Consider the following 20,335-nt stretch of genomic DNA (forward strand, 5'->3'; position numbering starts at 1 on the left):
GGTCAGGGCAAAAGGCGGAGCCTGCGCGCGGCCACTACGGCCTCCGCACGGCTGTGCACGTCCAGTTTCACCATGATCGACTGCATGTAGCTCTTCACGGTAACTGCCTTGAGCGAGAGCCGTTTACCGGTTTCGGCATAGGAACAGCCGAGCGCCACTTGGGCGAGCACATCCGTCTCCCGACGGGTGAGGTGCGGGGCGCCGGCTGACGCAGCCTCGGAGCCCTCCAACCGCGCGGTCACGGCAAGGATGCGCTGGGCGAGTTCGGGATCAGTCGTGGTGCTGGCCACCGAGAGGAGCTCGGCATGCGCAAGCCGGACGGTCTCGATGAGGTTCCGGTCCGGTGGCTCCGCGGCCAGGCTTTGGACGACCCGGAGAATCGAGACCCGGTGGTCCACCTCGTCCCGAATGGCCAGTTCCCGCGAGATCCTCGAGGCGCCGGCGCTGAGTTCGGTCACCACGCACTCGCCGATCGATGTGCGCTCCCGCGTTGCCGCGTAGAGGATGCACCGGGCACGGCCGTCCACGAGGATGGGGAGCGCCACCATCGTCCGTAGCCCCTCGATGCGCACGGCGTCGTCGTGATGATGGGTGATGCTGTCCGAGTCAAAGTAATCGGCCACCCCGACGGTACGCGCCTGGGAGAGGGCCCGCCCGCCCACCCCCTCACCGGGCTGCACGCTGAGGTTCTTCAGGCCGTGCGTCGTCGTGCCGAAGAACTCGGTGATGGTGAGCTCGGTGCGGTTTACGAGGCCTGCGAAGAACACAGCTGAGCCAGTCCGGGCTGCGGTTTCCCGGATCGTCCGCTTCAACAGGTCGCGGTCGCTCGGACGGTAGACGTCGTTGTAACGCGCGGTCATGGGGCCCTTCCCCAGTCAGACGGAGCGGCCGTCGAGCTTGTCCTGGATGCGCCGCGCCAGCTCAGCAGTGGGTGTAGAGCGGGGAAAAACGGCCACGACCAGGTCGTCCCCGGCCGGGAGGGATGCGGGGTCACCCTGCGGCAGTACCCCGAACATACGGCGCACCGCCAACAGCTCGTGTTCCAGGTTCTGGAGGGAACCGCGGGAGGAGTCCAGCATCATTTCGCGCAGCACATAGTTATGGGTTGAGGTGACGGCAGCGGCGAACCGGATTGCATCAAGCGTTGATATACCCGGCAGTGCCTGGCGGAGGTAGTCCGAGAAAAGCCGTTCATATCGGGAGACCATGATCGTTTCCCGGTCCCGCAGCGCGGGGACCGCCTGCACCACGTGGTAGCGTTTTTGGGATAATTTGCGGCGTTCGGAAAATTTCACGAAGACCTGCTCTGCGGCCTGGCACACAGCCTCCCACGGATCGGGATGGCTGGCTGCCAGGTAGACGGTCAGCTCAGCGAGCAGGGCTTCGTGGTCCGCAAAGATCACGTCTTCCTTGGCGCGGAACTGACGGAAGAAGGTGCTGCGGGAGATTCCGGCAGCCAGGGCAATATCGTCCACGCTGGTCGGGTCGTAGCCATTGTCGGTGAACAGATCCAGCGCGGCTTCGGCCACGCCGGAACGGAAATTAGCCACTGATGCCATCCCGGTACAGTAGCAGCGCGTCACCCTGTCCGCCGCCGCCACAAAGCGCGACAGCGGATTTGCCGCTTCCGCGCCGCATCAGCTCGTGGACGGCCGAGACCACCAGCCGCGCTCCGGAGGCGCCGATCGGATGTCCGATGGCGATGGCACCGCCGTTGACGTTAACCTTGTCCAAACCGAGGCCCAGGGCCGCTGCGGAGTGCACCACCACCGAGGCGAAGGCCTCGTTGATCTCCACGAAGTCAAGGTCTCCGGCCGTCCAGCCGGCGCGGGCCAGGGCAGCCGTGATTGCCTGTGCCGGCTTGTCCGGAAGTGTTGTGTCCGGCCCGGCGATCTGCCCGGCGGGCCCGACGACGGCCAGCACCTCGAGCCCGTGGGCATCGGCGTACGCGCGGGTCACCAGCACGACGGCGGCGGCGCCGTCGCTCAGCGGCGAAGCATTTCCGGCGGTGACTGTACCCTCCGCGGTGAAGGCCGGCTTCAGCCCCGCCAGCACCTCCTGCGTGGATTGCGGGCGTACGCCCTCGTCATCGCTCACCAGCACGGGCGCGCCACGTTTCTGCGGCACCGAAACAGGGGTGATTTCGGAGCTGAATCTTCCCTCGGCCCGGGCCGCGGCCGCCCGCTGGTGGGACAGCGCCGCGATATTGTCCTGCGCTTCGCGGGAGACCTGAAGGTCCGCGTTGGCGCGGTCTGTGGCAATACCCATGAGTTCCTGGTCAAAGGCATCCGTGAGCCCATCATGGCCAGCCGAGTCCACGGCCGTGATGCCGCCGTAGAGGTAGCCGGCGCGCGAGCCGGTGAGCAGGTGCGGCGCCTGGCTCATGGATTCCTGGCCGCCGGCGACCACCACATCCGCCTCGCCCAGTTTGAGCAGCCTGACGCCCTGGATGATGGCACTCAGCCCGGAGAGGCAGACCTTATTGACGGTGACGGCGGGGGCTCTGAGCGGTATTCCTGCCGCGACGGCGCTTTGGCGCGCGGGGTTCTGGCCGGCGCCGGCCGTCAGGACCTGGCCCACGATGACCGCATCGACGGCGGCCGGCCCAACCCCTGAGCGTTCCAGGGCCGCGGCGATGGCCGCGGCGCCAAGCTGCACAGCGCTTTGTGAAGCCAGCTGGCCCACCAGCTTTCCCTGAGGGGTGCGGGCCGCGCCCACAACGACTATGTCCTTGCTGCTCATTTGGTGGGTTCCTTGCTGGGGGCTGGGGCGCTGAGGTCCAGGGCACGTAACCGCGACTTCAGGACCTTGCCGGTGGAGTTGTGGGGGAGCACTTCGGGGAAAAGGATCCTGTCCGGAACCTTGAATCCTGAGAGCAGGCCCTTGACGTGCGAGCGGATCTGCTCGGCCGTGACCGAGCTGGGGCTGCTGCGGATGACAAAGGCCACCGGGCGTTCGCCCCATTTCTCGTGCGGGACGCCGATCACGGCCACGTTCAGCACGGCCGGGTGGCTGCTAATGGCCTGCTCCACCTCAATGGTGGAGATGTTTTCTCCGCCGGAGATGATGATGTCCTTGGCCCGGTCCTTGAGCTGGATGTAGCCGTCGGGATGCATGACGCCGAGGTCTCCGGTATGGAACCAGCCCCCGCGGAAGGCGTCGGCCGTGGCCTCGGGATCCTTGAAATAGCCGAGCATCACGTTGTTGCCACGCAGCACGATTTCGCCCAGCGTTGCGCCGTCGGCCGGGACATCGAGCATGTCCAGGTCCACGATGCGCGCCGTCTCGGCCTGCAGCATTCCCACTCCCTGGCGGGAGATCTTGACGGCCCTGTCCTGGGTGGAAAGATCATCCCACTCGGGTTGATGCTCACAGATCGTGTACGGGCCATACACCTCGGTCAACCCATAAACGTGGACCACACTGATCCCGATTGACTCCAGGGACGTGATGATCGCGGGCGACGGCGGCGCGCCTGCCGTCGTGATCCGCAGCGGCCCCTTCAGCTTGTGGGCCTGGGGCGCCTCGGCAATAATGCTGCACACCGTGGGGGCGCCGCAGAGGTTGGTGACGCCGAGAGTGTCGATGGCGTCCCAGACGGCGTCCGCGCGCACAGCCCGCAGGCAGATGTGGACGCCTGCGGCCGCCGTCACGGCCCAAGTGGTGCACCAGCCATTGCAGTGGAACATCGGAAGGGTCCAGAGGTAGCGTGTTTCGCCGGTGAAGTGATTGTGGAAGGTTTCCCCGAGCGAGTTCAGGTAAGCACCGCGATGCGAATACAGCACGCCCTTGGGCTTGCCCGTGGTGCCGGAGGTGTAGTTCAGGGTGATCGGGGCGCGTTCGTCCTCTACACTCCACGGAAGATCTGCGTCCTGGTGTCCGGATGCGGCGAGGAAGTCCGCGTACTGCGTCGTTCCCATGCCTGCCGGGACTTCCGGATACGGGATGGTGCTGTCAGGCACTTCGATCACCTCAGCCACCTGTGTCAGGCCCAGGTCCATGTCCGCCACCGTGGCCAGCAGTTCCGAATCGGCAAACAGCAGCCTGGCTTCGGAATGCTCCAGGATGAATTGGAGTTCCCGGGCGGACATCCGCGAGTTCAGGGCAACCAGGACGCCCCCGGCCAGGGGGACGGCGTAATGGGCAATCAGCAGCTCCGGCACATTAGGACACAGGAAGGCCACCCGGTCGCCGGGCTGGATCCTGCCCTTGATCGCTTTGGCCAGCCCCTGGGCTTCGTCAGCGAAGTCCCGGTAAGTATAGGAGCGGTCACCGTGGATGATCGCCGTCTTCTGCCCGAACACCTCCGCGGAGCGCTGCAGGAACCGCAGGGGGCTCAGCGCGGTTTCATTGGGAAGTTCAATTGTGGTCATGGCGAATCCTTAGGCGAAGGCGCTTTGTCCGGTGACATCGCGGCCGATCAATAGGGTCTGAATGCTTTGCGTGCCTTCGTAGGTATGGATGGATTCGATGTCCAGAAGGTGCCGGATCACGTGGTTTTCCAGCAGGATGCCATTGCCGCCCAACATGTCGCGGGCAATGGATGCCAGCTCGCGGGCCTTGCGGGTGTTGTGGTACTTCGCCATCGAGGCCTGGGTGGGGCGCATCTGGCCGGCCGCATCAAGCCCCGCGAGGTGGATACAGTGCAGCTGCATGCTGGTCAGCTCCGAGAGCATGTATGCCAGTCGCTCCTGGACAAGTTGGAACTTTGCCAGAGGCTTGCCGAACTGTGTCCGCTGCGTGGCATAGTTCAACGCGGCCTCGTAGACGGCGGTGGCGTGGCCGAGGGCGGACCAGGCCACCCCCAGGCGGGTCGCAACAAGGACTTCGGACGTGTCCTTGAAAGTGCGGGCACCGGGAAGAAGATTGGCTTTTGGAACGCGGACGTTATTGAGCTTGATTCGGGCTTGGTGTATTGCGCGCAGCGAGGCCTTTCCGGTGATTGTCTCAGCCTCGTAACCCTCTCGGTCCTGTTCCACCAGGAAACCACGGACGTCGCCGTCGTCATCGCGTGCCCAGACAACCGTGACATCGCCTACGGAGCCGTTGCCGATCCACTTCTTCTCGCCATTGAGGACGTAGTCCTCCCCGTCGAGCGAGGCGGTGGTTTCCAAAGCCACGGAATCGGAGCCGTGGTCCGGTTCCGTCAGGGCGAAGGCGCCGAGCTTTTCGCCGCGGGCCAGCGGACCCAGCCAGGTCCTGCGCTGGGCGTCGGAGCCAAAAAGGGCAATCGTCCGCAGTACCAGGCCGCCCTGGACTGCGATCACCGTGCCCAGGGAACCGTCCCCGCGGGAGACCTCCATGTTGACCAGGCCGGCGGCCAGCGCGGACATGGGCTCCAGGCCCTGTACGTCAATGCCATCGGTCAGCAGGTTCATGGTGCCCATCCGCTTGGCCAGGTGGGCGGGGAACTCGGCCCGTTCCCAGTAGTCGTTCATCTGCGGCAGGGCCTCCGCGGTGAAATCCCGGGCACGCCTCCATGCTTCGCGGTCGGGTGCGGAGATGTTGGCGAAGACGGAGTAGTAGTCCGTGTCCAGCGGTTCGGCGACGTCGTAGTCGGGCATGGGCTTGCATCCTTTTTTGGGGAGGAATTGAAGAATGGCGCGGAGGTAGCGGCGCTTGTTTGGGCGGGCCGCGCGCCCCTGGCTATGCTGCGAAGCCGGACCCGGGGTGGAAATCCCTACCCCACACCCGCCGGGAGGCGCCGCTTTGGTCTAGCAGCGGGGTGAGGCCCCCCTGATGCTGGGGGAAGTTGGCGCCCAGCATCATGCACAAATCCACTTCCGCGGGACCGGCCACCACCTTTTCGGCGAGCATCAGGCCCACCTCCTCGGCCAGGGCGTCAAGTATCCCTGCCCTGATGGCCCCCGCGTCCGGTGCCGGCACCGAAGCTCCGGCGTCGGCAGCCGGCAGCAGGGCGGCCGCCTCGGGAAGTACCGTGCCGGACTTAGCCAGGTAGCCGCGCAGCCGTGCATCCGCAATGGCGGTCAGGCTGGTGCTGACATAGAACCGGTCGGGGTAGGCGGCGTGCATGGTCTCGCAGATGTGCAGCTGGACTGCGGGTCCGATGAAACCCAGCAGCGTCAGCGGGGTCATGGGTAGCCCCAGCGGGTCCAGGGCATGGTCCGCCAGTTCGATGTCCGTCCCGTCATCAATGACCTGCAGCAGTTCGCAGAACAGCCGGGTCAGGATCCGGTTCACCACAAAGCCCGGCGTGTCCGTTACCAGAACCGCAGTCTTGCCCAGAAGCCGGGCAAGCGAACAAGCGGTGGCGACGGTGACGTCGTCGTTGTTTTCAGTGCTGATGATTTCCACGAGCGGCAGCACGGCCACGGGATTGAAGAAATGCAGTCCCATCAGGCGTTCCGGATGGGCCAGGCCGTGGCCCATCGCCGTCACGGAAAGGGACGACGTATTCGTCAGGAGCAGCGCATCAGTGCGCAGCAGGGGCTCGATTTCCGCGAAAACGGCGCGTTTGACGGCCAACTCCTCGAACACCGCCTCGATGACCACATCGCAGTCCCGGTACTCGCGCTTATCCACCGTGCCGCGGACAAGATTGCCCAGGTCCCGGGCCGCCGTTTCGCTGAGTTGCCCCCGGTTCACGAGCTTCTCCAGGTGCGCGGCGATCCAGCCGAGCGCGCCATCCACCTTTGCCTGGGAAAGATCCGTGATCAGGACCGGAACGCCAAGCTGTTTGGCAAAAACCAGGGCGAGCTGGCTGGCCATGAGCCCAGCGCCGATCACTCCAACGCTGCGGACGGGGCGGGGATCTACTCCGCGAGCCCCCGCCGGCCGGCGCCGTTCAGCGTCCAGGAGCGCGGCGGCATATGCGCTGGCCGGTTGAATGGCGGTTTGGCTAGTTTCTACGACAGTGTCAGGAACCATAACACCGTTCTACAGTGAAACTCAGTGTCAGGTCAAGTGAAACTTAGTTTCACGCCGGAATTCCGGAGGTACGCGTCGTGGCCAGCTCGAGCAATGCGCAGGGGCGGACGGAGTGCCAACCACCAGTGCCGACTACGCGTGCCGGCACGTCGACGTCGACGGCGGATGGATAGCGATATCTCCCTATGGGCGACGGTACGCTCCCTTACAGTAAGGAGGGTGAGCAGCAGAATCAGCACGTACGAGGCATGGCACCGCCTGCTTGACGGCAACGAGCGTTTCGTCTCGGGAGATTCGCTGCACCCGAACCAGAACGCCTCCCGGCGGAGCGAACTGGTGAACACCCAGAATCCGTTCGCCGTCATCTTTGGCTGCGCGGACTCCCGTCTCGCCGCGGAGATCATCTTCGACGTCGGCCTCGGCGACGTCTTCGTGGTGCGCACGGCCGGCCACGTGATCGACGACGCCATTCTCAGGTCTAAGGATGACTTCATCGGGCCACCAGCAGGCCCGAGTGAAGGCAGGGCGCCGGAGGGGATTCGGGGAACGGCCGTGGCCAGCGCCAAGGGCACCGGCGGGGCAAGACTCGCAAGGGAAGCCGTCGGCCGTCACCGCCATGGAGCGCTCCGTCCCGGACTACTCACCCCGCTCACGCTAGACATATGCATCTCCGGAACGACGTAACTGAGTCCAGGGCCACGGCATCAGACTTCCAGGACACCTTTCCGCGCGTGCCGTGTCGTTCCATTCATCGATGCGAGCGAGGAGCAAGGCGTTGAACTGTTGCGGAAGCGGGACCTGCGAGAGGGGTTGGCATCCAACAGACTGAGTCAGAACTAGACGCAGGGAACACTTCCCGGCCCGACAGTAACCTCTAGCCGGCTGCATCTTCCTGGCCGGCACCCAGCGCCGGGGGCGATTGGACCGAAGGTACCCCCACAAGCGCATCCTTACCGGGCGCTCCAGACACGGGCGGTGCCGGACCTTATGGGACTTTGTTGCCAAGGTGCCTTGACAGGGCGCCGTCGTAAGGACACGCTGACGTTATGGCGAGATACAGCGGCGGGCCAACCGTCCATAGGGCGATGAAGGGGCCACGATCGACGGGAGCGTCGATGTCGAGCCCCCAGAGCTGGACGGCAGAGGTAACCGCCACGCTGAGGGCTATCCAGCAGGTCCGCCAGACGTGCGACCAAACCGAACTCACGACCGTGAAGTACGCACGGAAGGCGGGCCTGTCCTGGGCAGAGATCGCCACCGCTCTCGGGGTCACGCGCCAAGCGGCATGGGAGCGGTGGCATGAAATCGACGAGACCCTGCCTAAGAGCGACGCGTGGGGCCCTTTCTCACTGAACGACACGGTGCCCGAGCGCTTTCGCAGCCCGGGGAAAGCACCATCGCTGGCACCTCTGATTCCACGCGATTCGACCTGACGCCGATCGTCCGTCGCGACACGACGTGAGGCCGTTCACGGCCGATAAGCAGTTTTCGCGAACCCGCCCTTCCGAGAAAAGAAACTACGCCTCGACGAGAATCACCAAGGTCTCGGGCAGCACGCCGTCATACGCCATCGCCTCGGCCCCTGCCTCGGATTGCATCAGGGCCATGACGGCTTCCATGTCGGGAACGTCCATCAGCACCGCCACTTGCGTCGGGTTCTGTGGGTTGACGAACGTCCGGATGTTGGTGACGCCGAGGGGTCCGAAGACCTCTTCGCGTTTCGGTGAGGCAAGCCAATGATCCTTGTCCTTCACATCGTGGTGGCCGATCACGGTTGGCATGGCGCGTCCTCTCGAAGGGGGCCAGCGGTCCGCAGGCTCACTGTGCAGAACGCTACTGGTCCTTGCGCACCCAGACAAGGCTTTCGTGGCCGCATCTCTGTGACTTTTGGCGATAAATGGCGGTTTTTTCACGGCGCTATTTGGCGCTTAGTGCAGCACGCAAGCGTCCTTTACCGGCGCACAACCTCCAACTGAGGACTCTCAGAGGCTGGCTGCGCTGAGAAACCCCACAAGCCGCATACTTGGTTGGTGACCACACCACACTCGACTCCGCCCACCATCGAGGCGTGGCTGGAATTCATTGAAGAGCATGAGCGACGGCTGCATGATGCAGACTCATTCGAGGTCGCTGTAGAACACCAAGTGGAGTTCCAAACTGTGTACGGCATCTGTGCGCAGGCGATACGCTATGCGGGCGCATACGTGGTCCTGTACCGCGCCGGGCGCTCTCGCGAGGCTGTGGCCGTCGCCCGGCAGGCCCTTGAGCATGCCTTGACGGCACAATGGGCACACTTCGACGAAAGCGGCCCTGACCAGCTGATTGAGGGCTACCACCATTCCCGTCAACGCGCGTTCCTAGCTGTCACGGAGTACCTCAACACGCCACAGGATGAGATCGACGCGGCGCTCGACTCGATGACGAGCAAGGGAAAACGGCTGCTCCGCGTCACAGACATGATTAATCAGATCGACTTCAACGCAACGTTCAGGCCCGCGTACATGCAGCAGTCGCAGATCATTCATGTAACAGGCGAGACGGTAACCGCCTTCTTAGACCTGGACGACGAAAAGCAGTTCATAGTCCTGAGCGAGGCAACTGACCCTTATGAGCGCCAAACGGCGCATTTCACAGCGATGGCGACGATGTTCGCCTCGTGGGTGCTCGAGTCGCTTCGAGTCGACACACCTGGTCTCGCCGAGTTGGATCACCTTTCCGATGAACTTGCTCTACCGCTCAATGTCCGTGATTGATCCGGCGGCACGCCAGGAGCATGTCAGGCGAAGTTTGCCGCGATATCCCGCTGCCCGATAGCCGATCGCGATCTGAAACTCATATCCGGTGGACTTTGGCCTGGTCGATCCAACGGGCCAGCAAGCTGAAGGCTGCCAGTTGTTCTAGGGCAAGCTGCTCCTCGCCTCCGCGACTTTCCTGCGGCTTATGCATGCCAGGATTACGGATCGCTGTGTAAAGCCCATCCGCAAAGGATCGAGCGCCCCGGTGAAGGTTCTGATATGTTTTGCCCCCGTCATCTTCTGTCAGCCTGAGTCGCGGCGCACCTTCCTTTGGCGCATCCATTGAGAACGCCTCATTGAAAAGCGCTGTCTCAGATACATCCATGCGCTCCAGCTTCGCTTGCGTCTCGGCGTTGACGCGGATAGCGGCCTGCATCACGGCCTGGTGATAATGCCCTGTGTTCCAGTAGGATCGCCCGTTTTCCCAAACCCATGGGTGAAGATTGGCCGCATCCATATCTGGGGCGTTATCCCCTAGATTCTCAGCAAGCTCCGCCGCCCTTTGCATCGCAGCCTTGGCTCTTGAAGCTTGGTCCCGAAGCCAAACAAATTTCGTATCCTTCTCTGGCCGATCCTGTCTCCAACCAGGCAGAACACGATCAAGAATCTGCTCCACCACGTGGGCACGCTGTGATGCTTCAGTCTGTGACCCGCGCATGTGTGTTCCAAGCACTACGACTCCACCGCCGCTATTGTCGTAGCCGACTTGGTCGGTGACGCGTAGGAACTGGTCAATCTCTTTGATCGCCCATTCATGGTTCAACTTGCTCATACGAGCCTCTTGCCTTGTTACGCCGACATCGCTTGGAAGGCCGACCTGGAGCGTGCGCAAAGGCGATGCCGTCCGTTAGCCGCAAAAACGACCGATATCTCTAGTCCATCGCGTTCAATGTCTAGATGCCGGGGCGTATGCGTCCTGGACAACGTCCAAGACGGGCATTGACTGCGCCCGATTTGCACCGAGATGACGGCGTGTTTGTGGACCTTCCGCAAAGCTTCGGTTACGCGGAGCGCTGCGCGGTCGCCAGGGCGCTGGCAGAGGTTCGGACCCCGGCCATGCGGAGGTTCTCGGTGGCGGCGATGATGCTCTTTACTGTTTCGGGATCTGCTTTGCTTGGCGAGCCGTGGTCGAACGGGGGCTCCGGGTCGTATTCGATGGCCAGCTGAATCTTCCGGGCTTCATCGTCACCGAAGAGTTCCGCCGCCAGCGTGAATGCAAAATCAATCCCCGAGGTTACGCCAGCACCTGTAATCCGGTTTCTGTCGCGGACGACTCTTTCAGACGTCGGTTCGACGCCGAAGTGTTCGAGCATCTGCAGGGAGGCCCAGTGGCTGGTGGCTCTATAGCCGGTGAGGAGACCCGCCGCAGCAAGGGTGAATGATCCTGTGCAAACGGAGGTGATCCAACGGGCGTTCCTTGCCTGCACCCGGAGAAACTCCAGAGCCTCAGGGTCGTCAAACATGTCGAATGCCCCTGCGCCTCCGGGAACAAAGAGGACGTCCGCCTGGGGGCAGTCGTCAAGGGTCGTAGTCGGCACAATGCACCATCCGGCGTCGGTGGCGACGGGATCCAGGTCATGCCAAGCTAGGTAAACTTCGGTGTCCGGGAACTTGGAGAAAACCTGAGCGGGCCCGGTGAAATCAAGCTGGGTGACCCTTGGGAAAAGGAGGACAACGATTCTCAGCGGACCGGGCGACATGTTTTCAGACTATATGAGCGCGTGCGTCATCCGGCACCTTCGCTCGAATCGCTACACCCGTTGGTTGCATCGCAGACGGAAGACCCGTCGCCCCCACCCGGTCGGACCACCACTGGAACAGCTCATCGCTCGGTACACTCCAGCCGAGGTCGTCGTCGGGCGCGGGGATGTAGCCGTCCACGCTCAGATTAATGCCGAAGGTCAGATTGCGCATGGTGTCAGTCTCCCGTGGGTCGGAATTCGTTGTACAGACCAGCACGGCGCGGAGGAGTCACCGCTCAGGCCACACCGAGAGCCAGTTGATTACAACGCCAAGCAAATGCTCCGTACGGAAAGGATCCCTCACCGGGAACGGTTCGGTCCGCATCATCCTGTCCATTCGGACGTCTATTCGGAATCTGAAAAAGGTGTTGCTTCAGGATGCAGAGCTGCTCTGAGCTCCGCGGCCGCCTGCTCTCCGAACGGTATAAGGGTGTCCAAAAAGTCTCCATAAGCCGTGGCATCGAGTAGCGCATCCGGCATCCCGGTGGCATCGGAGCTCACCCGATCTCGTAGAGGAAGGTCAGGGACGTCAGGATGAATCATTTTGAAGTACGTCGTAAACATCATCGCAGTGGCTCCCAGCTCCCAGTATCTCTCGCGCAGCTCCAAGAACTTGGCCTTCGCCGGTTCGCCCAGTTCGTTAAACGCCCGTGGAAGGAGCGGCTCTACCAACTCCATGAGATCGTCAAGACGTGGTACGGTCCCACAACCCGAAGCCATCAATCTGGTAGCTGGAGACCGTTTCGTTGCGGTCGTCGAGCATGGGGCAGATCAGAACCTGGCCTGCCAGGGTCGGCCCGCCTCTGTCCCGCGCCAAGAGGGCCACCCCGGCGGCGAGCCCACCGCCGGCACTCGCGCCGGCGATGATCAGGCGCTCCGGGTCGAAGCCGAGCTCTTCCGCATGCCCGGCCGTCCAGACGAGGCCCGCATAGCAATCCTCCACAGGTGCAGGGTCGGGATTTTCGGGGGCCAGACGGTACTCAGCCGACACCGCAACGGCGTCCATGAGCTCTACCACTCAATGAGCATGTCCGCCCCGAGGAAGCGGCCGCCGATTACCATGCCACCGCCATGCGTGTGATAGATCCCCGGTCCGCCGGGGACACGATCGGTCCTGGTGAAGATGAAACAATGAGGTCCGGAGCGCCGTCAGGGCCAGGGATTGTCCGCTCCTGGTGGGATACGGCGTGAACCGCCAGCAACTCGCAAAGGACTCGTGTCTAACCGCCAAGTGGCGGTCCTCCACCGCGGAGACCAGCTTGCGGGGCCGGCGCCGGCTCGTCACCGGACGGTAACGTCAGTACCTGCGAATTTGGAACCTGCCGCCGCATGCGTGGAGACAGAAAAAAACCCCTGGAATCCGTGGATTCCAGGGGTTTTCCCTTGTGCGCGGAGGGGGACTTGAACCCCCACCCCCTTTCGAGGACTAGCACCTCAAGCTAGCGCGTCTGCCATTCCGCCACCCGCGCAGGTGGTATTTCGGGGATCCGTTCCGCCTTTCAGCGTTTTGGATTTCTCCGAAGCAGCGAGAAAGACTCTAGCACGACTTTTCCGGAAACAAATAATCGGGGGTTGCAGGGGGCTTGTGGGTAGGCTGAAACCAGCAATCAAGCCGCCCCCACGAGGAGTGAAACATGACTGAAGTACGCCCCGAGGATGAAGTTGTCAGGATCTGCCAGGAACTGATCCGGATCGACACTTCGAACTACGGTGACGGAACAGGACCAGGGGAACGTGCGGCGGCGGAATACACGGCCGGGCTCATCACCGAAGTGGGTCTCGAGGCAGAGATTTTCGAATCAGCGCCGGGCCGTGCCAACGTCGTCACCCGAATTGCGGGGGAGGACCCCTCGGCCAGCGCCCTGGTGGTGCACGGGCACCTGGACGTTGTGCCCGCCGTCCGGGAGCAGTGGTCAGTTGACCCCTTCGGCGCAGAGCTCAAGGACGGCCTCATCTGGGGCCGCGGAGCCGTAGACATGAAGGACATGGACGCCATGATCCTCTCCGTCATGCGGAACTTTGCCCGGACGGGGCGTAAACCCAAGCGCGACCTGATTTTCGCATTCTTCGCCGACGAAGAGGCGGGGGGCACCTACGGCGCCCGTTACGCCGTCGAAAACCGGCGGGAACTCTTCGACGGAGCCACCGAAGCGATCTCCGAGGTGGGCGGCTTCTCGGCCACCATCGGCGGCCAGCGCACCTATCTCCTGCAGACCGCGGAAAAGGGACTCTCCTGGCTGCGGCTGGTGGCCCACGGCCGCGCAGGCCACGGGTCGCAGATCAACACTGACAATGCCGTCACCCGCCTCGCCAGCGCGGTCTCCCGCATCGGCGAGTACCAGTGGCCGGTGGAGCTGACACCCACCACCCGGCAGTTCCTGGACGGCGTGACGGAACTCACAGGCGTCGAATTCGATCCGGACGATCCGGACACGCTCCTCAAGGAGCTGGGAACCGTGGCGCGGTTCGTTGGCGCCACGCTGCAGAACACCACCAACCCGACCCTCCTCAAAGGCGGGTACAAGCACAACGTCATCCCCGAATCCGCCGAGGCGTTGGTCGATTGCCGGACGCTGCCAGGCCAGGAGCAGCAGGTCCTGGAAATCGTCAGGGAACTCGCGGGTACCGGCGTCGATGTTTCCTACGTCCACAACGACGTCTCACTCGAGGTCCCGTTTGCCGGAAACCTGGTGGACTCCATGATCGATGCCTTGCATTCCGAAGACCCCGGCGCCAAGGTGCTTCCGTACACCCTGTCCGGCGGCACGGACAACAAGTCCCTCAGCCGGCTCGGCATTACCGGCTACGGCTTCGCCCCGCTCCAGCTCCCGGATGAACTGGATTTCACCGGGATGTTCCACGGCGTGGATGAGCGCGTACCGGCAGATTCCCTCAAGTTCGGGGCCAGGGTGCTGGACAGGCTGCTGACCAACTACTGAGCCCCCCGTCGCCGAAGCCCATGAAAGCCAGACCATGACGCCGGACCAGATCCTCACCGAGCCGCTGCTGGAGCGGATCCGCGGCCGTGCCGGCCGCTACGACCAGGAGAACAGCTTCTTCACCGAAGATCTGGAGGAACTTGCCGCGGCGGGCTACCTCAAGATCTTTGTGCCGGCGTCCGACGGCGGACTGGGGCTGGGCCTTGCAGCGGCAGCTCAGCTGCAAAGGAGGCTGGCGACGGCGGCCCCGGCCACCGCGCTGGCGATCAACATGCACCTGGTGTGGACCGGCGTCGCGCAGGTCCTGGCCGCGCGCGGTGATTCCTCGCTCGACTTCGTCCTCCGGGAGGCGGCGCAGGGGGAAATTTTCGCGTTCGGAAACTCGGAGGCCGGCAACGACTCCGTGCTTTTCGATTCGCGGACCGTTGCCACACCGCACGCTGACGGCAGTTACGGCTTCACGGGACGGAAGATCTTCACCAGCCTGTCTCCTGCCTGGACCAGGCTCGGGATTTTCGGCAAGGACAGCTCCGCCCGGCACGGCGAAGGCGAACTGATTCACGGTTTCATCACCAGGGACGCTGCCGGCTATGAAATCCTCAACGATTGGGACACCCTGGGCATGCGGGCCAGCCAGTCGAACACCACCGTGCTGGACGGCACCGTTGTGCCCGCTGACCGCATCTTCCGAAAGCTCCCGGTAGGGCCGAACGCCGATCCGCTGATCTTCGCGATCTTTGCCTGCTTCGAGACATTGCTGGCCGCTGTCTACACCGGCATCGGCGAACGGGCACTGGCTTTGGGAGTGGAGGCGGCCAAACGGCGTACATCCTTCAAAAACGAGGGGCGCAGCTACGCCCAGGACCCCGATATCCGGTGGAAGGTGGCGGAGGCCGCCATGGCAATGGACGCCCTGTACCCGCAGCTTGCCGAGCTGTCGCGTGACATTGACGCGCTGGTGGACCACGGCAGCCAGTGGTTTCCCAGGCTCGTGGGCCTCAAGGTCCGGGCCACTGAAACGGCGCGGACAGTGGTCGACCTGGCAATCCGCGTATCTGGGGGATCAAGCTATTTCCGGGGAACCGAACTGGAACGCCTCTACCGTGACGTGCTCGCCGGGATGTTCCACCCCTCCGATGACGAGTCAGCGCACAACACCGTGGCCAACGCCTGGCTGGGGCCGCTGGAGACGCCGTAGCAGCCGCTGGGCAGGGGGAGGCTGCACCTTCCCCGGGGCTTCGCTAAACGGTCCGCCGGGCGCCGCTAAACAGTCCGCTGGACTTGGATGACTTTGCGGCGGAGCCAGAAGCGCCTGCCGCCGCCCACGTAGAGACGGCTGCGCTCCAGCTCCCACTTGCCGTATTCGGAGTGTTCAACAAGGCGCCGGCGCGCCTCCGGCAGCGAATCCTCAGGGCCGACCGTCAGTACCAGGTACTCGTACTGCCTCGCGTAGTCCCGCTCCCGCTGGACTGAACTGCTCAGAAAATGTTCTTTCATTGCTCTCCATTTTCGTCCATTTCCGACTAACGTGAAGTCATGAGCATCGATCCGCGTGTCGCGCTTCAGTCCCTGACCACAGCCCTGGAAGAACACCTGATCGCTGCCTCCGCACGCCGGGGCGAGGGAGACCCAACGGTCGAAGCGGCGTTCTTTGCCGTAGCTGATGCCTTCGAAGTCTATGACGATTCCCTCTACGAGGCCTACGGGGAGGTTACTCCGCTGGAGGTCATCGACGACGTGGATGACGACGACGATGAAGAGGACGCCGAAGACGACGAGGACCTGGAAATCGTCCAGGACTGACCGGGGTCCCGGCGCCGGCCGGGCCCCTACTCCACCGCAGAAACGTCTTCCAGTGCCCGCGCGATTTCCGCCGGCACCGGCGCCAGCTGCGAATCCAAAATCTCCTTGAGCTGCACGGGGGACCTGGCGCCCACAATCGCCGTGGCCACACCGTGCTGAGACAGCAGCCAGCTCAGGGCAACATCGATCGATGACCGCCCGAGTCCGCGCGCGGCCATCGCAACCGCCTCCACGATCCGGGACGCGGGCTGCTCCAGGTAGGGCTCCACATAGCTGGCAAGCCTCTTCTGCGCCGCCCTCGAATCCGCCGGAATGTGCCCGCGGTACTTGCCGGTCAGCACACCGCGGCCCAACGGTGCCCAGGCAAACAGGCCAAGCCCGGCGTCTTCGACAGCCGGGATGACCTCGGCTTCCGGCCTGCGCTGCAGCAGCGAGTACTCCGACTGGCTGGCGACCAGGGGGAAGCCGGCTATCGCCGCGGCCTTGGCGGTCTGCCAGCCTGTGAAGTTCGACACACCCGCATACCGGGCGCGGCCTGTGCGCACTGCAAACTCAAGGGAGGACAGCGTCTCCTCCAGTGGGACATTGGCATCCCATGCCTGCGCAAACCAGATATCGACATAGTCCGTGCCGAGCCGGGCGAGGCTGGCGTCCAAGCCGGACAACATGCCGTTCCGCGAGGTATCGACGCTCCGCCGGCCGTCCGACGTCGAGATCCCCGCTTTCGTGGAAATCACGACTTCGGAGCGGGAGACGACGTCACCCAGCATGGCTCCCAGGAGGGCCTCCGCCTGGCCGTCGGCATAGGAGGCGGCGGTATCGATCAGGGTTCCGCCTGCGTCGACGAACGTGCGCAGCAGTTCCGATGCGTCCTGCTCATCGGTCTCCCGTGCCCACGACATGGTGCCTAGGGAGAGTGAGGACACGCGCAACCCACTGTTGCCGACATAACGCTGCTGCATAGCTGTTAGCTTACGGGGATTCACCCTGCTTCATGACGTAGGGTCTATAAACGTGAACTGGTTTGAAGCGGCCCTGCTGGGTCTTGTACAAGGGCTGACTGAATTCCTCCCGATTTCCTCAAGCGCCCACCTGCGCATCGTCGGTTCGTTCCTGCCGAATGCGGCGGACCCGGGGGCGGCGTTTACCGCCATCACCCAGCTCGGAACCGAGACAGCAGTCATCGTCTACTTCTGGCGGGACATTGTGCGCATCATCAAGGCATGGTCCGGTTCAATGACGCGTCGCGTGCCGTCGAACGACCCCGACGCCCGCATGGGCTGGCTGGTGATCCTGGGCAGCCTTCCCATCATCGTTCTCGGCCTGATCTTCCAGGACCAGATCGAGTCCGTGCTGCGCAGCCTGTGGATCGTGGCCACCACGCTGATCGTCTTCGGCCTGATCCTCGCCGTGGCGGACACGGTGGGCCGCCAGGAACGGGAACTTACCAACCTCACCTACAAGCACGGCATCCTGTACGGCCTGGCGCAGGCCATGGCCCTCATTCCCGGCGTGTCGCGGTCCGGGGGAACCATCACGGCCGGCCTGCTGATGGGTTACACCCGGGAAGCCGCAGCCCGGTATTCCTTCCTGCTGGCCATTCCTGCAGTATTCGGCAGCGGGCTCTACCAGCTGTACAAAGTGGTCTCCAAGGACGGCATCACCGGTCCGTACGGCCTGCCGGAAACGGCAATGGCCACGGTGATCGCCTTCGTGGTGGGCTACGTCATCATCGGATGGTTCCTGAAGTTCGTCTCCACGCGCAGCTACCGGCTCTTCGTCTGGTACCGCATTTTCCTCGGCATGGCGTTGTATTTGCTGCTCGGTTTCAATGTCATCAGCGCCTAGCACTAGGCTTGGCCTGTGAAATCCTGGATCTCCCGCCCTGTTCCTCAGCTCCCGGGCCGCATGCCCGCCGTTCGAATTTTCGACACCGTCGAGGGGGCCTACAGCACCCTTGAGGCCGCGGGCGAACAATCACTGTACGTCTGCGGAATCACCCCGTACGACGCCACGCATATGGGCCACGCCGCGAGCTATGTAGCGTTCGACCTTTTGAACCGTGCGTGGCGTGACGGCGGCCAGCGCGTTGCCTACGTGCAGAACGTGACCGACATCGATGATCCCCTCCTCGAGCGGGCCACGGCCACAGGCGTGGACTGGCGCGAGCTCGCGGCAAGCCAAATCGAACTCTTCCAAACCGACATGGCAGCACTCAATGTCCTGGCGCCCGACCACTACGTCGGGGCGGTCGAATCCATCCCGGAAATTGTTCCCGCAATCGAGCGGCTCCTGCAGCTCGGCCTGGCCTACCGTGTCGCCGGAACTGCCGGTGAGCCCGACGGCGACGTCTACTACGACGTCGAAGCCGCCAGCAAGCAATCAACCGACGCCGGGGCGTGGACCCTGGGCTCGGTGTCCGGGCTTTCCGAAACCGAAATGCTCGAACTCTTTGCGGAACGCGGCGGCGACCCGGGCCGCGGCGGCAAACGCCAGGCGCTGGACCCGCTTCTTTGGCGTGTTGCCCGCGATGGTGAACCCAGCTGGCCCGGCGGGGAACTGGGGGAGGGCCGGCCCGGCTGGCACATTGAGTGCACGGTGATCGCGCAGAAGTACCTGCCGGCACCGTTTACCCTCCAGGGTGGCGGTTCCGACCTGGTTTTCCCGCATCATGAGATGGGTGCCGGTCACGCGTATTCACTGTCCGGCGTTCCATTGGCCCGGCACTTTGCCCACGCCGGGATGGTGGGGCTCGACGGCGAAAAAATGAGCAAGTCCAAGGGAAACCTGGTGCTCGTGTCCAAACTGCGGGCCGACGGCGAGGACCCTGCAGCCATCCGCCTGGCTATCCTCGCCCACCACTACCGCAGTGACTGGTCCTGGACGGACGCTGGCTTCGCCGAGGCCAAAGCCAGGCTCGAAGACTGGCGCAGCGCGCTTGCCATGGCCCCGGAAGGCTCGGCAGCCGCCCTTGTCGCCGAAATGCGGACCGAACTGGCAGACGACCTCAATGCCCCCGGCGCCCTCGCGGCCGTGGACCGCTGGGCCGCCGAGGCACGGAAGCAGGCGGTGGCCGCGTCGGCCATGGACGAGGCACTGGTCAGTGACGCCGTGAACTCCCTGCTCGGCGTCGAACTCTAGCCTTTTTCGGAAAAAGCTCCGGAGTCCGGCGATCTTCGCCGGACTCCGGAGCTTTCCTTGTACGCCCTGCGCCTTACTGCTTATCCTTGCCGCGGCGCTTGAGGTAGCGCTCGAACTCGCGGGCAATGGACTCGCCGCTTGCTTCGGGAAGATCGGCGGTGTCCTTCGCTTCTTCCAGCTGCCGGACATAGGCAGCAATCTCAGGGTCCTCGGTGGCGAGCTCATCCACTCCCCGCTCCCAGGCATCCGCTTCTTCCGCCAGATCGTGCGTGTCCAGCGGGACCTGGAGCAGCTCCTCAATCCTGTGCAGGAGGGCGAGCTGGGCCTTAGGCGAGGGGGCCTGGGCCACGTAGTGCGGGACGGCCGCCCAGAGGGACACGGTGGGCAGGCCTGCCAGTAGCGCCACTTCAGACAGCACGCCGACGATTCCCACCGGCCCCTCGTACTGTGACGCCTCCAGGTTCATCCGTTCCCGCAGGGCGCTGTCGTCCGTCGATGTGCTCACCGGAATGGGCCGGCTATGGGGCACGTCCGCCAGCAGCGCACCCACGAGGATGACGTAGTCAACGTGCAGGGCCTCGGCGTGGACCAGCAACTCAGCGGTGTAGGCCCGCCACTTGTAGGACGGCTCCGTGCCCTGGACGAAGATCACATCGACATTCGCCTCCGGGGCACTGGCCTTATAGATGCGCGTGGACGGCCATTTGATTTTGCGTTCCCCGGACGACGTCCGGCGGATGGTGGGCCTGGTGAACTGGAAGTCGTAGTATTCGTCGGCGTCAATCGAGGCCACTTTCTTGCCGCCCCAAAGTTTGTTCAGGTACCGGAGGGCATCGCTCGCTGCTTCGCCGGCATCGTTCCAGCCTTCAAAAGCGGCGAGCATCACTGTGATGCGCTGGCCTTCGGGCACGGGCTGCAGCAGCCGCTCCGGCTCGGGCGTGGCACCCGGTTCGCTGGTGTCTCCCTCGAAGCTATTCATTTCTTCACCCTACGTCCAAGACCCCGCCGGTTGCATGAAATGAAGCGC

At 63.8% G+C, this 20,335-nt stretch carries 20 protein-coding genes, 1 tRNA gene and 2 pseudogenes; 7 read left to right on the forward strand and 16 right to left on the reverse strand.

Features of this window, described 5'->3' with window-relative positions; genetic code table 11:
• Positions 1 to 2 precede the first annotated feature (2 nt).
• The 6 genes from CXQ91_RS12565 to CXQ91_RS12590 all read right to left on the reverse strand — a co-directional run bounded on the left by CXQ91_RS12565 (position 3) and on the right by CXQ91_RS12590 (position 6,888).
• On the reverse strand, positions 3 to 860 hold the full coding sequence (locus CXQ91_RS12565) for a LuxR C-terminal-related transcriptional regulator (RefSeq protein ID WP_104174252.1): 858 nt from the start codon (positions 858 to 860) through the stop codon (positions 3 to 5).
• Positions 861 to 875: 15 nt separating this feature from the next.
• Positions 876 to 1,559: a TetR/AcrR family transcriptional regulator gene (locus CXQ91_RS12570; RefSeq protein WP_104174253.1), complete on the reverse strand. Its 684-nt coding sequence runs from the start codon at positions 1,557 to 1,559 to the stop codon at positions 876 to 878.
• Positions 1,543 to 2,742 carry an acetyl-CoA C-acetyltransferase gene (locus tag CXQ91_RS12575; RefSeq protein WP_104174254.1) on the reverse strand — a complete coding sequence of 400 codons (1,200 nt, stop codon included), beginning with the start codon at positions 2,740 to 2,742 and terminating at the stop codon, positions 1,543 to 1,545. The genes CXQ91_RS12570 and CXQ91_RS12575 overlap by 17 nt, the downstream gene beginning before the upstream one ends.
• Positions 2,739 to 4,373, reverse strand: coding sequence for an AMP-binding protein (locus CXQ91_RS12580; RefSeq protein ID WP_104174255.1), 1,635 nt, complete (start codon positions 4,371 to 4,373; stop codon positions 2,739 to 2,741). The genes CXQ91_RS12575 and CXQ91_RS12580 overlap by 4 nt, the downstream gene beginning before the upstream one ends.
• A gap of 9 nt (positions 4,374 to 4,382) precedes the next feature.
• Complete coding sequence (locus CXQ91_RS12585; protein ID WP_104174256.1) at positions 4,383 to 5,564, reverse strand: acyl-CoA dehydrogenase family protein; 1,182 nt, start codon at positions 5,562 to 5,564, stop codon at positions 4,383 to 4,385.
• 82 nt (positions 5,565 to 5,646) lie between these two features.
• Entirely contained in the window at positions 5,647 to 6,888 is a 1,242-nt protein-coding gene (locus CXQ91_RS12590) for a 3-hydroxyacyl-CoA dehydrogenase family protein (RefSeq protein ID WP_104174257.1), read from the reverse strand.
• A 165-nt stretch (positions 6,889 to 7,053) separates the two neighbouring features.
• Here CXQ91_RS12590 and CXQ91_RS12595 point away from each other — a divergent pair.
• A pseudogene (locus CXQ91_RS12595) lies at positions 7,054 to 7,386 on the forward strand (carbonic anhydrase); the annotation flags it as partial.
• Between the two features lie 1,019 nt (positions 7,387 to 8,405).
• Here the strand turns inward: CXQ91_RS12595 and CXQ91_RS12605 are convergent.
• Positions 8,406 to 8,669: a hypothetical protein gene (locus CXQ91_RS12605; protein ID WP_104174259.1), complete on the reverse strand. Its 264-nt coding sequence runs from the start codon at positions 8,667 to 8,669 to the stop codon at positions 8,406 to 8,408.
• Positions 8,670 to 8,918: 249 nt separating this feature from the next.
• On the opposite strand from CXQ91_RS12605, the gene CXQ91_RS12610 reads away from it, so the two are divergent.
• The gene (locus CXQ91_RS12610) at positions 8,919 to 9,641 is read left to right on the forward strand and encodes a DUF5677 domain-containing protein (protein WP_104174260.1); all 723 of its coding nucleotides are present in this window, start codon (positions 8,919 to 8,921) and stop codon (positions 9,639 to 9,641) included.
• A gap of 79 nt (positions 9,642 to 9,720) precedes the next feature.
• On the opposite strand, the gene CXQ91_RS12615 is transcribed toward CXQ91_RS12610, so the two are convergent.
• The 6 genes and pseudogenes from CXQ91_RS12615 to CXQ91_RS12640 all read right to left on the reverse strand — a co-directional run bounded on the left by CXQ91_RS12615 (position 9,721) and on the right by CXQ91_RS12640 (position 12,894).
• Entirely contained in the window at positions 9,721 to 10,455 is a 735-nt protein-coding gene (locus CXQ91_RS12615; RefSeq protein WP_104174261.1) for a TIGR02391 family protein, read from the reverse strand.
• 229 nt (positions 10,456 to 10,684) lie between these two features.
• On the reverse strand, positions 10,685 to 11,383 hold the full coding sequence (locus CXQ91_RS12620; RefSeq protein WP_104174262.1) for a DJ-1/PfpI family protein: 699 nt from the start codon (positions 11,381 to 11,383) through the stop codon (positions 10,685 to 10,687).
• A gap of 79 nt (positions 11,384 to 11,462) precedes the next feature.
• Positions 11,463 to 11,597 (reverse strand): annotated as a pseudogene (locus tag CXQ91_RS12625) (dihydrofolate reductase); the annotation flags it as partial.
• Positions 11,598 to 11,770: 173 nt separating this feature from the next.
• Complete coding sequence (locus tag CXQ91_RS12630) at positions 11,771 to 12,103, reverse strand: hypothetical protein (protein ID WP_104174263.1); 333 nt, start codon at positions 12,101 to 12,103, stop codon at positions 11,771 to 11,773.
• A gap of 7 nt (positions 12,104 to 12,110) precedes the next feature.
• On the reverse strand, positions 12,111 to 12,443 hold the full coding sequence (locus CXQ91_RS12635) for an alpha/beta hydrolase fold domain-containing protein (protein WP_374953658.1): 333 nt from the start codon (positions 12,441 to 12,443) through the stop codon (positions 12,111 to 12,113).
• Between the two features lie 368 nt (positions 12,444 to 12,811).
• Positions 12,812 to 12,894, reverse strand: a tRNA-Leu gene (locus CXQ91_RS12640).
• A gap of 165 nt (positions 12,895 to 13,059) precedes the next feature.
• On the opposite strand from CXQ91_RS12640, the gene CXQ91_RS12645 reads away from it, so the two are divergent.
• Both CXQ91_RS12645 and CXQ91_RS12650 read left to right on the forward strand, forming a co-directional pair.
• Entirely contained in the window at positions 13,060 to 14,364 is a 1,305-nt protein-coding gene (locus CXQ91_RS12645) for a M20/M25/M40 family metallo-hydrolase (RefSeq protein WP_104174264.1), read from the forward strand.
• A gap of 34 nt (positions 14,365 to 14,398) precedes the next feature.
• Positions 14,399 to 15,562 (forward strand): acyl-CoA dehydrogenase family protein, encoded by a 1,164-nt coding sequence (locus CXQ91_RS12650; RefSeq protein ID WP_104174265.1) that lies wholly within the window; start codon positions 14,399 to 14,401, stop codon positions 15,560 to 15,562.
• A 65-nt stretch (positions 15,563 to 15,627) separates the two neighbouring features.
• Here the strand turns inward: CXQ91_RS12650 and CXQ91_RS12655 are convergent, their stop codons facing one another.
• The gene (locus CXQ91_RS12655; RefSeq protein ID WP_011692010.1) at positions 15,628 to 15,861 is read right to left on the reverse strand and encodes a DUF5703 family protein; all 234 of its coding nucleotides are present in this window, start codon (positions 15,859 to 15,861) and stop codon (positions 15,628 to 15,630) included.
• 39 nt (positions 15,862 to 15,900) lie between these two features.
• On the opposite strand from CXQ91_RS12655, the gene CXQ91_RS12660 reads away from it, so the two are divergent.
• Complete coding sequence (locus CXQ91_RS12660; RefSeq protein WP_104174266.1) at positions 15,901 to 16,167, forward strand: hypothetical protein; 267 nt, start codon at positions 15,901 to 15,903, stop codon at positions 16,165 to 16,167.
• Positions 16,168 to 16,193: 26 nt separating this feature from the next.
• Here the strand turns inward: CXQ91_RS12660 and CXQ91_RS12665 are convergent, their stop codons facing one another.
• Positions 16,194 to 17,129, reverse strand: a complete 936-nt coding sequence (locus CXQ91_RS12665; protein WP_104174267.1) for an aldo/keto reductase — start codon at positions 17,127 to 17,129, stop codon at positions 16,194 to 16,196.
• 52 nt (positions 17,130 to 17,181) lie between these two features.
• Here CXQ91_RS12665 and CXQ91_RS12670 point away from each other — a divergent pair, with 52 nt between their 5' ends.
• Both CXQ91_RS12670 and mshC read left to right on the forward strand, forming a co-directional pair.
• Positions 17,182 to 18,015 carry an undecaprenyl-diphosphate phosphatase gene (locus CXQ91_RS12670; protein WP_104174268.1) on the forward strand — a complete coding sequence of 278 codons (834 nt, stop codon included), beginning with the start codon at positions 17,182 to 17,184 and terminating at the stop codon, positions 18,013 to 18,015.
• Positions 18,016 to 18,030: 15 nt separating this feature from the next.
• Positions 18,031 to 19,308 (forward strand): cysteine--1-D-myo-inosityl 2-amino-2-deoxy-alpha-D-glucopyranoside ligase, encoded by a 1,278-nt coding sequence (mshC, locus tag CXQ91_RS12675; protein ID WP_104174269.1) that lies wholly within the window; start codon positions 18,031 to 18,033, stop codon positions 19,306 to 19,308.
• A 73-nt stretch (positions 19,309 to 19,381) separates the two neighbouring features.
• On the opposite strand, the gene CXQ91_RS12680 is transcribed toward mshC, so the two are convergent.
• On the reverse strand, positions 19,382 to 20,287 hold the full coding sequence (locus CXQ91_RS12680) for a PAC2 family protein (protein WP_104174270.1): 906 nt from the start codon (positions 20,285 to 20,287) through the stop codon (positions 19,382 to 19,384).
• Positions 20,288 to 20,335 lie beyond the last annotated feature (48 nt).

Origin of the sequence: Arthrobacter sp. Y81 (assembly GCF_002929335.1) — a bacterium.
In the GTDB taxonomy this organism is placed as follows: domain Bacteria; phylum Actinomycetota; class Actinomycetes; order Actinomycetales; family Micrococcaceae; genus Arthrobacter.